The 391-nt window shown below is 42.7% G+C and carries 1 protein-coding gene; it reads left to right on the top strand.

The features are described 5' to 3' along the window. Window positions 1-391: ankyrin repeat domain-containing protein (locus KTHG_RS00320; protein ID WP_186439476.1), on the top strand; the 391-nt coding region annotated here is incomplete at both ends.

Below are 391 nucleotides of genomic sequence, written 5' to 3'. Positions count from 1 at the left end.
TCTAGAAAGTGGAATGGATATTGATGAAGAATCCTTCCCTTATAAAGATACAGCGATAAAATCAGCTGCGGCAAAAGGCCATTATGAGATGGTGCGCTATTTATTACAACAGGGGGCTGCGATAAATTTTGAACCGCCTCATCCCTATAAAAATGTCCTATTCGGTGCTATTCGATCTGGAAATAAAGAAGTTGTCCAACTGTTAATCGACCATGGTGTAGATACGACGATTCGTTATTTTGAACGAAAAGATGCCGAGGTGATGGCGAAAGAACAAAATCAAACGGAGATTCTGGCGCTCATTCAGGCTCATAATGCGACCTTACCCGCTGATCATGTGCCGCGTACAACACCTAAAGAAGAATACGATGACGATGACGAGGACTATGAG

This window comes from Kurthia sp. Dielmo (assembly GCF_000307285.2).
Classification (GTDB): Bacteria; Bacillota; Bacilli; order Bacillales_A; family Planococcaceae; genus Kurthia; species Kurthia populi.
The sequence above is the reverse complement of the archived record's forward strand: the minus strand, read 5'-3'. Positions and strand labels throughout refer to the sequence as shown.